Annotated in this window: 10 protein-coding genes; 4 read left to right on the top strand and 6 right to left on the bottom strand. The window is 69.8% G+C overall.

The window, feature by feature from the left end; genetic code table 11:
- Window positions 1-93: 93 nt before the first annotated feature.
- The 5 genes from AB0M26_RS26365 to AB0M26_RS26345 all read right to left on the bottom strand — a co-directional run bounded on the left by AB0M26_RS26365 (window position 94) and on the right by AB0M26_RS26345 (window position 4,337).
- A complete protein-coding gene (locus AB0M26_RS26365; RefSeq protein WP_365264616.1) occupies window positions 94-732 on the bottom strand; it encodes a ferric reductase-like transmembrane domain-containing protein in 639 nt (212 codons plus the stop codon).
- Window positions 729-1,694, bottom strand: a complete 966-nt coding sequence (locus AB0M26_RS26360) for an FAD:protein FMN transferase (RefSeq protein WP_365264613.1) — start codon at window positions 1,692-1,694, stop codon at window positions 729-731. Before AB0M26_RS26360 ends, AB0M26_RS26365 begins: the two co-directional genes overlap by 4 nt.
- Window positions 1,691-2,092, bottom strand: coding sequence for a hypothetical protein (locus AB0M26_RS26355; protein ID WP_365264611.1), 402 nt, complete (start codon window positions 2,090-2,092; stop codon window positions 1,691-1,693). The genes AB0M26_RS26360 and AB0M26_RS26355 overlap by 4 nt, the downstream gene beginning before the upstream one ends.
- A gap of 212 nt (window positions 2,093-2,304) precedes the next feature.
- A complete protein-coding gene (locus AB0M26_RS26350) occupies window positions 2,305-3,612 on the bottom strand; it encodes a HAMP domain-containing sensor histidine kinase (RefSeq protein WP_365264609.1) in 1,308 nt (435 codons plus the stop codon).
- Window positions 3,613-3,641: 29 nt separating this feature from the next.
- Window positions 3,642-4,337: a response regulator transcription factor gene (locus tag AB0M26_RS26345; RefSeq protein WP_365264608.1), complete on the bottom strand. Its 696-nt coding sequence runs from the start codon at window positions 4,335-4,337 to the stop codon at window positions 3,642-3,644.
- 418 nt (window positions 4,338-4,755) lie between these two features.
- Between AB0M26_RS26345 and AB0M26_RS26340 the strand changes: the two genes are divergently transcribed.
- The 4 genes from AB0M26_RS26340 (at window position 4,756) to AB0M26_RS26325 (ending at window position 9,951) form a co-directional block, all read left to right on the top strand.
- Window positions 4,756-5,181, top strand: a complete 426-nt coding sequence (locus AB0M26_RS26340; protein ID WP_365264605.1) for a hypothetical protein — start codon at window positions 4,756-4,758, stop codon at window positions 5,179-5,181.
- Window positions 5,182-5,247: 66 nt separating this feature from the next.
- Window positions 5,248-6,588, top strand: coding sequence for an NADH-ubiquinone oxidoreductase-F iron-sulfur binding region domain-containing protein (locus AB0M26_RS26335; RefSeq protein ID WP_365264603.1), 1,341 nt, complete (start codon window positions 5,248-5,250; stop codon window positions 6,586-6,588).
- On the top strand, window positions 6,585-6,803 hold the full coding sequence (locus AB0M26_RS26330) for a ferredoxin (RefSeq protein ID WP_365264600.1): 219 nt from the start codon (window positions 6,585-6,587) through the stop codon (window positions 6,801-6,803). Before AB0M26_RS26335 ends, AB0M26_RS26330 begins: the two co-directional genes overlap by 4 nt.
- Window positions 6,804-7,122: 319 nt before the next feature.
- On the top strand, window positions 7,123-9,951 hold the full coding sequence (locus AB0M26_RS26325) for an AAA family ATPase (RefSeq protein ID WP_365264597.1): 2,829 nt from the start codon (window positions 7,123-7,125) through the stop codon (window positions 9,949-9,951).
- A gap of 183 nt (window positions 9,952-10,134) precedes the next feature.
- Here AB0M26_RS26325 and uca read toward each other — a convergent pair whose 3' ends face one another.
- A complete protein-coding gene (gene uca / locus AB0M26_RS26320) occupies window positions 10,135-13,731 on the bottom strand; it encodes an urea carboxylase (RefSeq protein ID WP_365264595.1) in 3,597 nt (1,198 codons plus the stop codon).
- Between the last annotated feature and the right edge of the window lie 460 nt (window positions 13,732-14,191).

Below are 14,191 nucleotides of genomic sequence, written 5' to 3'. Positions count from 1 at the left end.
CTTGCGACGCACCACTCACGGTGGCGTCTTGGTCGTGGGGACGGTTCCGGCGCAGCCACACGCGGGCCGGTGTCGTCTCCTGGCGCGGCTGGCTCAGCGGAACTGCAGAGGCCCGGTGGCAAGGAGCATCGTGAGCACCACCGGTACGGCGGTCGTGACCACCGCCGCCACGATGCGCACGCTGACCCGTCCGGGGCCGGCCCTCACCAGCCGCCACCACACAGCCCCGACAACGGTGCCAAGACAACCGGCGTAGAGCCATAGTTGAAGGGGCAGCTGAATGTCGGTACCGCTTCCCACCCCGTGGAAGAGGGCGAGCGGCCAGACGGCGTACGTGAACCAGTGCACCGCCTTCCAGCGCCTGGCTCCCAGGTGCTGTCTCAGCACGCTGGTGATCAGCACCGCGAGCAGCAGGTCGAGCCCGGCCGCGCCCAGCCCGAGCCACAACGGGCGGTAGAACGCGACGAAGGGCACCACGGCCACCGTCCACCCCAGGCTGGTGAAGGGATCGAAGACGGCGGTCACCACATGCACCGCGAGGAACGCCGACGTGAGCAGGGCCAGGTTGCGATGCAGCAGGCCGATCTCGAATCGGCCCATCCGGCGAGGCACGGAGCGATTGCCGGAGGCGATGCCGAGTACCACGGTGGTCGTGAGCAACAGCACGGCGAGGGTGCCGCTCGCCCGGCTCGCGTACCACAAAGGGCTGCCCGTGACGGCCAGTGCAGTCATCGAGGGCCCTCGCAGGGGGAGGCCGGTGAGTCCGGCGGCCAGCCGCCGAGTTGTACGACCCTCCCGTCCAGGTCCACCAGCCGTGCGGGCAGGCCGAGTTGGTGGAGCCAGTCAACAGCCCTGTCACCCTTCACGATTGCCCCGGTGCTTGCGGTGTTGGCGCCCTCGCACGTGGCGGCTGCGACGGTGACGGTTCGCCAGACAGGCGTGGCGGGTTCGCCCGTGGCCGGGTCGACGATGTGGTGCACGATGCGTCCGCCGCGTCGCCAGGTACGTACCCCGATGCCGGAGGTGGCGAGCGCACCGCCGGTCATCGTGACTGCCGGGCCCGGCGCCGAGGTTGGCAGTGTGTGGTCGTCGGCGAGGCCGATCCTCCAGCCGCCCTCGGGTGCGGCGCCGGCGACCCTCAGGTCGCCCCCCAGGCTGACGAGGACCCCGCAGCCGGTGGTGACAGCGGTGTGCAGGGCCGCGCGGTCGGCCGTGAGGGCCTTGGCGGTGGCACCGAAGTCGAGGCGCGCGTGCGCCGGCAGAAGCAGCCGCCGGCTACGCGGGTCGAAAGCGACCTTGTGCCAGCCGGGCGCGGGCCGGGCCACGGGGAGGGGGCGGGAGTCGTCGGGTCGCAAGGAAGCGAAGGTGCGGTCGTAGCCGAGGGCGGTCACCGCGCAGCCGACGGTGGGATCGACGGCTCCGTCGCTGACTTCAGCGGCACGCAGTGCGACCAGGAGGGCCTCGGCGAAACGTTCGCTGACCTTCGTCGGGACCCCTGCATGCAGGTTCACGTAGTTGAGTTCGGAGTCCGGCCGGAACCGGCTGCAGGTGATGTCGATGGTGGCCAGTTCGGCGCGCAGGATCGACTCCGCGGTGGGCAGGGCGTGCGGGTCGGTCACCAGGACTGCGGCCGTGGTGCCGAGCGCGGGGAAGGCGACCGCGGCGGGGGACGGCGTCGTCGCGCGGGTGGTCATGATGCGCCCGTCATGGTGTCGGGGTGCTGCTGTGTAGCGGTGGGCGGCTCTACCGGCGGCTGAGGCGTCTGTTGTTCGATACGGGCCGCGCCCTCGTCCTCGTCCTCGTCCTCATCCTCTTCCTCGCCGCGCTGCCCGGCTTGTTCGCCGATGGCATCGTCATCGTCGTTCCGGATGCTGGTCGATGAGGCCGGGGCGGGTGGGCCCGCCGGGTCGGCGGAGCCGGGGCTTCCTGGAAGAAGCTGGGTGTAGAAGGTGCCCAGGGCTGCTGCGATGGTCATCGCGGCGAGAGCGATCCACCGGGTCAGGCTGCGGGCCCGCTTGAGACCGTGATCGCGTGCGTGTACCGAACCTGCCCGCGGGAGGGACGGCTTGAAGCCGTCGTGCGAGAGAGCCATGGCAGCGTACTCCTGGTGAAGTCGGCGGCCCGGAATCGGTGCGTGCCACTCCAGCCTGAACGCGCCCCGCTCCAGAACTCGCTCACCTTTTCTTCAGAACCGGTAAAGATCTACCGGTTCACGGTTTCTGGGCCCCGTCAGCCGTCATCGCCCTGGCGCGACCGATTCCGGCTGCCCGTCACAGAACTCCGCGGGACTCCTGCCTCGCGTCCTCAGCGGTAGGCCGGCAGATCCAGGACCACCGTCAGTCCTCCTCCTGGCGTGTCCGTCAACTCAGCGGTTCCACCGTTGATGGTGACGAGGCGGTGAACGATGGCCAACCCCAGACCTGTCCCCCTGGCCTGCGGATTGCCGAACCGTCGAAACGCCAACGCCTTTGCCTCGGCGTTCATGCCCGGCCCGTCGTCGCTCACCTGCACACGGGCCGAGTCGGCCACTGCCCGGTGGTCGATCGTGAGGCTTCCTCCGTCGGGAACCGCCTCCAGGGCATTGGCGATCAGGTTGTCGAGGATCTGCTCCAGATGGCCGCTCCCCATCCATGCGCACAGCGCGAGCCCGTCGGGTGCCGCCAGCCGGACTCCGCGTTCTTCGGCCACCGGCGCCCATGCGGCCACTCGTTCGGCCACGACCTCATCGACCTGAACGGCGGTCGGGCTGGGCACCGCCTGCTCGGCACGGGCAACCGCCAGCAGTCCGTCGACCAGTCGGGACAGCCGTGCGATCTCCTCCTGGCCGGCGGCCAGCTCCACGGCGGTGTCGCCCTCGGCTTCGGCCGCGAGGAGGTCCAGTCGCAGCCGCAGCGCGGCCAGTGGGGTGCGGAGCTGGTGGGACACGTCGGCGATCACGGCACGGTGGCCGTGCACCAGGGTTTCCGTGCGGGCTGCCATGGCGTTGAAGGTGGCGGCCAAACTACGTGCCTCGGGTGGTCCGCCGTCGACATCGGCCCGCTCCTCCAGAGCGCCCTCGCCGAGCTTCTTTGCCGTGGCGTCCAGCGTCGACAGCGGGCGGCTGACCCAGCGGGCCAGGCGAACGGACAACAACGCCGACGCAGCGAGCCCGGCCGCGCCGATCGCCGCGGACCAGCCCCAGGTCGCAGCGATCCGGGCGTCGAGCGGTGCCGCGGAACGGGCCAGGACCACGGCACCGACGGGTCCCCGGATCTCGCCGACCGGCTCGGCGACCAGCAGCCGACCGCCCTGCTCCGCAGGCTCGGGCTCGTGCCCGGACAGTACCGTCCCCACCAGCTTTTCCGCTTCATCGCCCTGAGCCGCCGGGCACGGCGTACTGGCCACCAGGCGCACTTCGGCGTCGTACACCGCGGCACAGCCGCCTGTGCGAGCCACGGCGTCCAGCTCTTCACGCATGAGCGTCGGCGCATGGCCGTCCGAGAGGTGCTCCTCGGCCGCCGCGGCCACGACGCGAGTGCCGGATCGCAGATCATCCCGGTAGTCCGCTCGCTCACGCGCAGTCATCAGCACCGCCAGCGGTACGACCGCCAGCACCAGGAGAACGGCGGTCATGGCGAGAAAGGTCAAGGTGATCCGGCGAGTCACCCTTGCTCCCCGGGCGCCCCGAGCCGGAAACCGAGCCCGTACACCGTCTCGATCAACCCTGGCACGCCGAGCTTGCGGCGCAGCGCCGCGATGTGCACGTCCAGCACTTTGGTGGGGCCGTACCAGTGGGCGTCCCAGGCACGTTCCAGGATCTGCTGCCTGCTCACCACCCGCCCCGGGTCGGCGGCCAGGCACTCCAGGATGCCCAGCTCCTTGGGTGTCAGCGCGACCGGTCGGCCGTCCGACGACACCTGCCGGGTGCGCATGTCGAGTTCCAGTGGCCCGTACCGCAGGATCTCCGGCCCGGCAGGGCGCCGGCGGCGGAGTACGGCCCGGATCCGTGCGAGCAACTCCGCCAGGCCGAACGGCTTGACCAGGTAGTCGTCGGCGCCCTCATCCAGGGCCACCACGCGGTCCGCTTCCTCGCCGCGCGCGGTGACGGCGATGATCGCGGCATCCGAACGTGCGCGCAGCCTCCGGCACACCTCGATCCCGTCGATGTCGGGCAGACCGAGGTCGAGCAGTACGACGTCGGGTGACGGCACCGCCAGGGCCTCCCGGCCCGTGCGAACACCGTCGACGACGTAACCCGCCTGCTGGAGCCCGCGTACAAGGGAACCCGCGATGCCGCGGTCGTCCTCCACGATCAGTACCCGCGTCTCTTCGGTCGGGTGTGTGACCTGCCCGTTCATCCGTGTGATCAGCCTCCTTGCCGGCTGTGACCCACCGGCAGACGTAGTCAGTCTGCGCCGGGCGTCGGCATCCGGACATGGGCCGTTCGTCCCTGTGGAAAGATCATTTCGACGGGTGATCACGCCCCGTCCATGCGCTGCCATCACCAGGCCCCTGGCTGACCAGCAGAGACGCATGTGCGTGCAGGCGTCGCAACCCCCGTCTTCCGCATCCCGGAAATCCCGGCCTTCGGCAGTCACGCGCCCACGTTTGTGCAGGCGGGGCTCTACGCGGCGGCCACGATCGGGACGGTGACAGGACCCGGACTCACAAACCGGTAGATCTTTACCGGTTCTGAGGAAAAGGTGAGCGAGTTCTGGAGTGCGGCGTGCTCAAGCTGGTGTGACAAGGCAGCCGATTCACCAGGAGTACATTGCCATGTCTCCCTCGCACGACGGCCTCGAGCAGTCCCTCCCCCGGGCGGGTTCGGTCCCCGCACGCGATCGCGGTCTCCGGCGGGCCCGCCGCCTGACCCAGTGGATCGCGCTCGCCGCGATGACCGGCACAGCGGCCCTGGGCAGCCTCTACAGCGGCTTGCTGCCCGTCCGGCCGACCCTCCAGCCATGGCTCTACGCAGTATGCCTCGGTGTGGTGGTCGGGGCCTCGGTGTGGTGGCTGGCGAAAGCCGGCCCTGGACGGGTCACTCGGCGCCTCGCCGGCGTGGCGAGAGGCGAGCGTCGGCCCCGTGGTGCTCACCGCGCTCCTCGTATCAGGGCCCCCTGGTGGCGGCTGGCGACGGCCGCTTCGCGGCGGGCCGCCAGGCGCCTCGTCGGCCGCGGCGGGGCGCGGTCCCCCCTCCCCTGACGCCGCACGCCGCAGCCACCCCGCTCGTGGCGCCGGCTACGACAACCACCTTCTTGGAGGTGGACGATGAAACGCCCGGACATGACGCCCATCGCGCCGCATCACGTCGCACCCCCCTCATCCGAGACCGGCGCTGCGCGGCTGCTGGCGGGTTGGTACTCGACCGGCCGGCCGGCCGCCCTGGCCGATCACCTCAGGGATTACGGGCCTCCCCCGGTCGGCGCAGCGGCCGGCGACGGCTCCTCCATGCCGCTCGTCGAAGCGGTGAAGGCGGCCGGACTCACCGGCCGGGGTGGCGGCGCCTTCCCGACCGACCGGAAGCTGCGCGCAGTTGCGGAGCGGAGTGATCGCGCCGTGGTCGTCGTCAACGCCATGGAGAGCGAACCCGCAAGCGCCAAGGACGAGTTCCTGATGACGGTCGCTCCCCATCTGGTCTTCGACGGAGCCGTGCTGGCCGCGGCAGCCGTCGGCGCCGACACCGTTCACGTATGCCTGCCTCGCGGCCGCTCCACTCAGTACCGGGAACTGAGAGCCGCCCTGGACGACCGCCGACGTACGCGTCTCGACAGCGTCCAGCTGCGCCTCCACACCTTGCCCCACGCCTACGTCTCAAGCGAATCAACCGCTCTCGTGCGTTGGCTCAACGGTGGGCCGGCCCGCCCTCAGGGCAGTCCGCCGCACACGTACGAGCGTGGGGTCGTACGGCGCCCCACCCTCGTCCACAACGCCGAGACCCTCGCCCATCTGGCCCTCATCGCCCGATACGGAGCGGACTGGTTCAGGCAGTTCGGCACACCGGACGAGCCGGGCACCATGCTCGTCACCGTCTCCGGTGGCGTCCGTATCCCCGCCGTCGTGGAAGTCGCGCTCGGTACGCCGCTGGCCACGATCCTCGGCCATGCGGGCGGGCCCGCGGAGTCTCTGGGGGCCGTCCTGGTCGGTGGATTCGCGGGCACCTGGCTGCCCAGCCAGCTGCTCACCCCCCTCACCCGGAACGACCTGGCCCCGCTGGGAGCGACCCCGGGGGCCGGCGTGCTCATCGCGCTCCCCACTTCCGCCTGCGGGCTGGCCGAGACTGCCCGCATCCTTGCCTACCTGACCGCACATCGTGCCCGGCAGTGCGGCCCGTGCCGGCTCGGACTTCCTGCCGTGGCCAAGGACTTCACCGCCCTCGCCGAAGGACAGACCGATTCCGCACTGCTTTCCCGTCTGCACCGCCGGACCTCCCTGCTCCCGCAAAGGGGCGCTTGCCACCACCCCGACGGCGCCGCCCGCCTGGCCGCCTCCGCCCTCCAGACTTTCGCCGAGGATGTCGGCCACCACCTCACCCACGGCGCCTGCCCTGCCGCGGATCAGCAGCCCAGGATCCCCGTCCCCCCTGCAAAAGCACCGGAAATATGGCGATGAGCTCGGCCAAACCCAAAACCCTCCGGATCGACCGCATTTCCTGTATCGGCAGCGGTCTGTGCGCCGAACTGCTTCCCGAACTCATCGATCTCGACGAATGGGGATTCCCCATCATCGCGGACAGGACCATCCCTCCTCGGCTGAACGGACCGGCCCGCCGGGCCGTCGCCGCCTGCCCGGTCCTGGCAGTGCACACGGATGAGGACCCGTGCTGACCGGTGGGGCCGGAACCGCGAAGTCGCGGGCGCCCCCGGTCGTCGAGGGCGACATGAGGGCGACATAGTGCTCCGCGATTCAGCGGTTGCCCGGCGTTCCGTCCCGGGACGCCTTCGCGAAGTCGGCGAGCAACGCATTCCCGACGCCCCTGTTGCCGTGGGTAGCGGATCGAGCACCCTTGGTTGAACCCTCCTTGAGAAGCTGTTCCGACGAACCCTCCGGCGCAGATCAGTGGGATCTCGACGGGCTCATGTCACTCAGCACTCAGGGCGGACTTTCGGTTACTTTGGAATGGCAAGGAGCCTGGGCAGGTGTGCCATGGATGAAGGGGCCCTCGTCGCGCGAGCGGCTAGGACGTTCGTCGGCCGGGAACGTGAGCTGCATCAGCTCGGCCGCCTGGCCAAAGGGGTGGAAGAGGGTACGCCCTGGCTGGTGTGGGTGGAGGGCGAGCCGGGCATCGGGAAGACGACACTGGTGCGCCACTGGCTGAACTCTCTGCCGAACTTCGTCGCCCTCTCTGCACGTGGCGATGCCGCGGAAAGCGATCTTTCCTTCGAAATCGTGGCGAGTATGCTCCGCCATGTCGCCCCTGAGACTCTCAAGCGTTTTCCTTTGCTGTCGGAGGGACTTCGTGCCGAGCCGGCCGCGTATGCGGTGGGAGCCGAACTGCTGTTGCTGCTGGGGGAACTCGAAGAGCGCGCCCCGGTGGCCCTGGTGGTGGACGATGTCCAGTGGGCCGACCGGCCCTCCATCCGGACTCTGAGCTTCCTGGCCCGGCGGCTGGTGGCCGACCGTGTGCTTCTCGTGCTCATTTCGCGAAGCGGCAAGGAGGCTGCGGCGGCATCGACACGGCGGATGGTGGAGGACGTCGACCATGTCGCGGAGCTGTCCCTGACCGGCCTCTCCGAGGACGAAGTGGGCGCACTGGCCAAGGCTTTCGGGGCCGATGCACTCAGCGGCGAGGCCCTGGACCTGCTGTACACCCACACCCGGGGCCATCCCTTGTACGCCCGCTCCCTGCTGACCGAGCTGGCGGACGATGTGGCCAAGTCCCGGATGGGCGTGCCCCCTTCCCTGGCCGCGGTCACCCAGGACCAGTTGAACAGTCTGCCGCAGGAGAGCCAGCGTCTCATCGAGGCACTTGCGGTACTGGACCTGCGGATTCCCTTGGTGCGAGCGGCTCATGTGGCAGGGCTGGACGATGCCGGGAGAGCCTTGGAACCGGCTCTCGCCAAAGGCCTTGTGGAATGGTGGCCCTTGGACGCCGGCTGCCCGGTGGCGATCACTCATCTGCTGCAGCGCGATGCGATCTACGCAAGCATCCCGCCCGGGCTGAGGCGGGAGCTGCACACAGCCGCCGCCGCCATGGTCGACTCCACCGCAGCCTGGGCCCACAGGGTGGCGGCGGCCAGCAGTGTGGACCCGGAGCTTGCCGGGGAGTTGCAGACCCAGGCAGCAGTCGAGGCCGAGCGCAGTGACTGGCTCACGGCGGCAACCCACCTGTTGTGGGCCGCTCAGCTCTCCGACACCCGAGCACTGTACGAGGAGAGGCTGCTGACAGGCTGTCTGTATTCGCTCTCCACCCTCAGCACGGCATGGGCTGCGCGGCATCAAGAGGAGATCGACACCTGCAGCGAGGGCCGGCTGCGCGACTGCGTACTGGGCATCATGGCCGTCATCCGCGGTGACATCGCCTCGGCCGAGCACTGGCTGGCCTTCTCCGGCACGCTGCCGACGAAGGCGGAGGTGAGGCCGGGGGCGGAGGCCGGTTCGCTGGACTGGATCGAGGCCTATGCCGCAGCGTTTCTGTCCTATGCCTATGTGCTCGACAACCGCGGCACGGACTGCGTGGAGGCGGCGAGCCGTGCGCTGTCGTCCAACCGGCTCGGTGCGAGCATGGCGGATTCCATCCACTACATTCTCGCCTGCGGACACGCCCTCACCGACGGGCCACGGGCGTGCCTCGAGCATCTGAGGTGGCTGCCGGCGGCCGGCCAGGACGTCCCGCTGGAGGCCACCGAAGTACTGACCTACCGCGGGATGGCGAACGCCATGGCCGGCGAGTTGGCACAGGCGGACCAGGATCTGTCCACCGTGGTGGCCCGTGGCAAAGCGGGGGCCAAGCTGCGGTGGGGTATGTGGGCCTACTACGTGCTGCCGCTCGTGCTGTACATGCGCGGTGAATGGGATGACGCGGCCATCCTGGCCGCGCGTGGGCTGTCCATCGCCACCGCCTCCTCACAGGAGCGGGGGCTGGAGGTGGCCGCCAGCCAGGCCGCGGTCTGCTATGCCGCTGCCGGGCGGGGCGACTGGGCGAGGGCCGACCGGCATCTCGAGGCAGCGCACCGTAAGACGCGGAACAGCGGTACGGCGCTGGACATCCTCTACACCGCGATGGCCGAGGCATTCCTGGCTCAGGCGGCCGGCGACACCCGGCGGATGCTCACCGCTCTGGCACCGTTGCGGCATCCTGCGGGGGATCAGGAGCGGAGGGGATACGCCCGCTGGCTGCGCTGGTGGGGCCCGCTGCTGGGGGAGGCTCTCATCGCCAACGGTGAGCGGGAGGAGGCGGGCCGGCTGCTCGGCGAGCTGGAGGCGCTGGGAGAGGGCTCGCCGTGCTTCCAGTTGCCGCTGGGGCGTCTCCGCGGCCGCCTGGCCGAGGAGAACGGAGACATCGACAGTGCCATCCTCCACTACCGGGAAGCCGCAGCGACCACGGCCACGCCCGACGAAGCGCCACTGCAGCGGGCTCTTGTGCAGCAGGCTCTGGGGCAGGCCCTGCAGAGCAGCGGCCACCGGGAGGGGAAGGAGTGGCTCCTACAGGCACTGGAACGCTTCAACGCCCTGCACGCGACACCGTATGCCGAGCGCTGCGAAGCCGCCTTGGGACGTGTCTCCGGCGGCAGCCGGGCACGGGAAGAAACGGGCAAGGACCTGATCGAACTCACAGCGCGGGAGAGGGACATCGCCGTACTGGTGGGCCGTGGGATGACCAATAACGAAATCGCAGGTGAGCTGATCATCAGTCCCAAGACGGTGGAATACCACCTCGGAAACATCTACGCGCGAAACGGTCTGACCGGGCGGCGGGAGCTGCGGAACCGGATGCGCCAGGAAAGCGACCAGGTCGCCGGCGCCTTGCGGTGAAGCGCGATCCGCCGCTGAAGCGGCAGAATTCGCGGCCCGGCCGCGCGCTCGCCCGTACGAGCGTTGTGTTCGCCGGTACGGGCGTTGCTCTCGCCAGTACGGGCGTTGCTCTCGCCCGTACGAGCGGTGATCTCGCCCGTACAAACGCTGCCGGGGTGAGGTCGCGCATACAGGCACGTCCGCTCATTCCCTCTCACGGCCGCCGAGAGCCATCAAGGGTGTTCCGGCACCGACTTGTTGCCCGGGGCTGGCCATGACACGGTCGACGACGCCTCCTGCCGGAGCGCGGATGGTGATCTCCATCTTCATCGCCTCCAGACTCAGCAGTGGCTGACCTGCGCTCACCACGGCTCCCTGTCGTGCGTGGATGCGCCAGACGCTTCCGGTCAGCGGTGCGGTGATCAGTGCGTCCCCGGACGGTATGGAGGCGTCCTTCGAGGACGGTGGGGCCGGTTCCTGGTAGGAGATGGCCGCCTCGGCCTCCAACTGCGGGCGTTCGGTGTCGAATGCGGCTTTCTGCTGCCGCCGAGCCGCGGTGATGGAGGCTGCGTGCTCGTTGAGGAACCGCAGGTGGGCAGCCATGTCGAAGGTTCCGGCACGGATATCGAGGGTGGTACGGCCCGCCTGGAGGTCCGCGCGGAGGTCCAGGAGTTCCTCGGGGCTGACCGGGTGCCAGATGAGGCGGTCGAAGACTCTCAGCAGCCAGGGTGTGCCGGACTCGAAGGAAACGGGCTGGCGCAATCCGCTCCAGATGGGCACGGTGCGGCCGACCAGTTGGTAGCCGCCGGGGCTCTCCATGCCGTAGACACACAAGTAGATTCCGCCGATGCCCACGGCGGCTTCCGGCGTCCAGGTCCGGGCAGGGTTGTACTTGGTGGCCATCAGGCGCTGGCGTGGGTCGACGGGGGTGGCGCAGGGGGCTCCGAGATAGACGTCTCCCAGTCCCAGGACCAGGTACTGGGCGGCCAGGACGGTAGCGCGTACATCGCCCACTGTGTCCAGGCCGTTGATGCGCCGGATGAAGTCGATGTTGGAGGGCACCCAGGCGGATTCAGCGCGGACGGTCGCCGCGTAACGGGAGATGGCGTCCTGGATGCTGGGATCGTTCCAGGAGAGGGGGAGGTGGACCTCCCTGCTGTCCACGGTCAGTTGCGAGGTGTCCGGCAGGAGTTGCTCGGCCTCGCGAAGGGCGTCCAGCAGCGTCCTGAGCGGGAGGACGTCGGGATCGGTGTGCAGATGCAGGCCGCGGACGCCGGGGGTGAGGTCGGTCAGGCCGCGCAGGCCGGCGGATGCCAGGCGCTCCTGAAGGGCATGGACCCGCAGGCGGAGCCCGAAGTCCAGGACGGGCGGGCCGTATTCGACCAGGATGCTGTCGTCTGCGCCACGGCGGTAGACCACCTCGGTGTCGTCGGCTGCCTGGTCACGGGCGAGGACCGCGCCATCACCGGACCCGACGGCGCGTGTCCGCGGAACGGGCAGGGCGCGGCGGTGCGACCATGCGGTGCGCAGCCGGTCGGCGGTCTCTCCGGTCACAGGGTGGAAGCGCACCCGGTCACCGGGACGCATCTGTCCGGTCTTCCAACGCTGGGCTGCCACGACCGTCATGGGGCAGACGAAACCTCCCAGGCTGGGTCCGTCCGGGCCGAGGATGATGGGGATGTCGCCGGTGAAGTTGACACCGCCCAGGGGGTAGGGGGTGTCGTGGATATTGGAGGGGTGCAATCCGCCCTGGGATCCATGCACACGGGACCAATGGGGAGTGGGGCCGGTCAGCCGCACCCCGCTGCGAGCGGAATGGGCGTGAACTTCCCAGGGGCCGGCGTAGAGTTCCTCCATCCCCTCCGGGGTGAGGAAGTCCGGGGCGGCGTGCGGCCCCTCGCATACGGCGATGTCCCATTCGTGGGTGAACTCGGGCACCGGGTCGGCTTCTCCGGCCGGCTGGGGTTCGGAGTGCGGTGAGGGGTGCGGCCGCAGGACATCACCACCGCGCAGTGCCCGCCCGGCGTGCCCGCCGAAGCCGCCGAGGGGGAATGTGGCGGTGCTGCCGAGATAGGCAGGCACCACCTCGAGGCCGCCGTCGAACAACACGTAGGTACGGACGCCCGTACCGGTGGCGGATCCGACCTCCAGGCGCGATCCGGCCTTGACGAGCAGGGGCTCCCACTGGGCGGCCGGATGTCCGTCGATCCTCACCGTTGCCGGGGCGCCGGTCACGCAGACCAGGGTTGCCTGCGTGAAGTGCAGGACGGGCCCTTCCCAGGTGCACTCCAGGCCCGGCGCCCCTTCGGGGTTGCCCAGGATGGTGTTGCCCCGGCGGAAGGAGAGATCATCCATCGGGCCGCTGGGCGGGATTCCGACGGACCAGAAGCCGATACGGCCGGGCCAGTCCTGGACCGTGGTCAGCGTCCCGGCCCGCTCGACCTCGATCCGTGGGCGCCCGTCGGTGATACGGGAGAGTGTGGTGGTCCGGGTAGGTCCCTCGATGACCTCTTCGTTGGTGCAGGCCTGTCGCAGCAGGCCGAGGTTGGTCTCCACGCCCTCGATGCGTGTGCGCTCCAGCGCCCCGCGCAGGGTGGCGAAGGCCTCGCGGTGGTCCCGCCCGCCGGCGACGATCTTCGCAAGGAGCGGGTCGTAGTCACTGCCGATTTCCTGACCGGTTTCCACCCATCCGTCGACCCGCACGTCGGTGGGCAGTTCCACGAGAGTGAGCAGTCCTGTGCTGGGCAGGAAATCACGGCTGGGGTCTTCGGCATACACGCGAGCCTCGACGGCGTGTGCGTGTACGGGTCGCTCGGCGGGCAGCGGCCTTGCCAGCACGTCCTCTTCCCCTCCGGCCAGGCGCAGCATCAATGCGACCAGATCCAGGCCGGTGACCATTTCAGTGACCGGATGTTCCACCTGTAGACGCGGGTTTCCTTCCAGGAACCAGGTCTGGTCGCTGTCGAGATCGTGGAGGAACTCGATGGTTCCCGCGGAGCGGTAGTCCATCGCCTGGCACAGCCGACGGGCCCAGTCCTGGAGCCGGTGGCGAAGGGGGGCCGGCAGGCCGGGAGCTGGGGCTTCCTCCATGACCTTCTGGTGGCGCCTCTGGAGACTGCAGTCGCGGCTTCCCAACGCCGCCACACGCCCGGCTCCGTCGCCGAAGACCTGGACTTCGATGTGACGGGCACTGGGCACCAGGCGTTCGAGGAAGACACCCCCTCCGCCGGATCCGGTCTGCGCCGGGCCGGCCACGTACTCGATCGCTGCGGGCAGCTCGTGGGGGCCGGAACAGGCGCGCAGGCCGATACCGCCGCCGCCGCCGGCGGCTTTGACCATCAGCGGATATCCCAGCTGCCCGGCGGCACGGAGCGCCTGGGGGGTGTCCCTGAGCAGCCCCGTGGCGGGCAGGACGGGAATGCCGGCCTTCTCGGCCGCCCGGCGGGCGGTGTTCTTGTCCCCGAAGATTTCCAGGTGAGCCGGGCGGGGTCCGACGAACGACACTCCGCGCGCCTCGATCGCTGCGGCGAAGCGGGAGTCCTCGGAGAGGAAGCCGTACCCGGGGTGAACGGCGTCCGCTCCGCTGGCCGCGAGCGCACCCAAGATCCGCTCGGGTGAGAGATAGCTCTGTGCCGCCGGGGCGGGTCCGATCCGGAATGCCTGATCGGCCATTCGCACATGGGGCGCCGAGCGATCGGCGTCGGAATACACCGCCACGGTGCGCCAGCCCAGAACCCGGGCAGAGGAAATGACCCGGCAGGCTATCTCCCCGCGGTTGGCGACCAGCACGGTGTCGGTCATCGCAAACGCCCTTGACGCGCCACAGCACAACTGTTGCCGACCTCGCGTGGGCGGCAGGTCTCAGAACGCGCCGGAGAAGCACGGCCGGAGACAGTCCCTCGCGGGAGTCAGCCCGTCACCGGCAACCGGCGAGCCTCGCAGAAACATCTCCGTCGCCGGCCCGCCTAGCGTCGCAGTCGCCATCCTTGCCGCCGGCCGTACCCGGGTACGCCCGGGCGGACGACGGCCGGACAACAGGCATGTCATCCCTTATCCGTCCCGGAGGTCTCCATTGCATTCTCACACTCCTGGCATGTCACGGCAGCGGCCACAGGAGCGTCACCGCCGTTCAGGCCGCTTCCACTCGGCGCCGGGTAGCTTGCCCGCCTCCCCTACGGCTTCGCGGAACAGCCCCCGGGCACGTCTCCGTCCCCCGCCGACCTGGGGGCGCCGGGGCGCCTTCGACCACAGGAAGATGCGC

Origin of the sequence: Streptomyces sp. NPDC051776 (assembly GCF_040681345.1) — a bacterium.
Taxonomy (GTDB): domain Bacteria; phylum Actinomycetota; class Actinomycetes; order Streptomycetales; family Streptomycetaceae; genus Streptomyces.
This window is presented reverse-complemented; position numbering and strand designations above follow the sequence as displayed.

What these genes read in the sequence shown, in the direction of transcription:
- AB0M26_RS26365 (WP_365264616.1), bottom strand. Translation starts at nt 732, where the DNA reads ATGACTGCACTGGCCGTCACGGGCAGCCCTTTGTGGTACGCGAGCCGG.
- AB0M26_RS26360 (WP_365264613.1), bottom strand. Translation starts at nt 1,694, where the DNA reads ATGACCACCCGCGCGACGACGCCGTCCCCCGCCGCGGTCGCCTTCCCC.
- AB0M26_RS26355 (WP_365264611.1), bottom strand. Translation starts at nt 2,092, where the DNA reads ATGGCTCTCTCGCACGACGGCTTCAAGCCGTCCCTCCCGCGGGCAGGT.
- AB0M26_RS26350 (WP_365264609.1), bottom strand. Translation starts at nt 3,612, where the DNA reads ATGACCGCCGTTCTCCTGGTGCTGGCGGTCGTACCGCTGGCGGTGCTG.
- AB0M26_RS26345 (WP_365264608.1), bottom strand. Translation starts at nt 4,337, where the DNA reads ATGAACGGGCAGGTCACACACCCGACCGAAGAGACGCGGGTACTGATC.
- AB0M26_RS26340 (WP_365264605.1), top strand. Translation starts at nt 4,756, where the DNA reads ATGTCTCCCTCGCACGACGGCCTCGAGCAGTCCCTCCCCCGGGCGGGT.
- AB0M26_RS26335 (WP_365264603.1), top strand. Translation starts at nt 5,248, where the DNA reads ATGAAACGCCCGGACATGACGCCCATCGCGCCGCATCACGTCGCACCC.
- AB0M26_RS26330 (WP_365264600.1), top strand. Translation starts at nt 6,585, where the DNA reads ATGAGCTCGGCCAAACCCAAAACCCTCCGGATCGACCGCATTTCCTGT.
- AB0M26_RS26325 (WP_365264597.1), top strand. Translation starts at nt 7,123, where the DNA reads ATGGATGAAGGGGCCCTCGTCGCGCGAGCGGCTAGGACGTTCGTCGGC.
- uca (WP_365264595.1), bottom strand. Translation starts at nt 13,731, where the DNA reads ATGACCGACACCGTGCTGGTCGCCAACCGCGGGGAGATAGCCTGCCGG.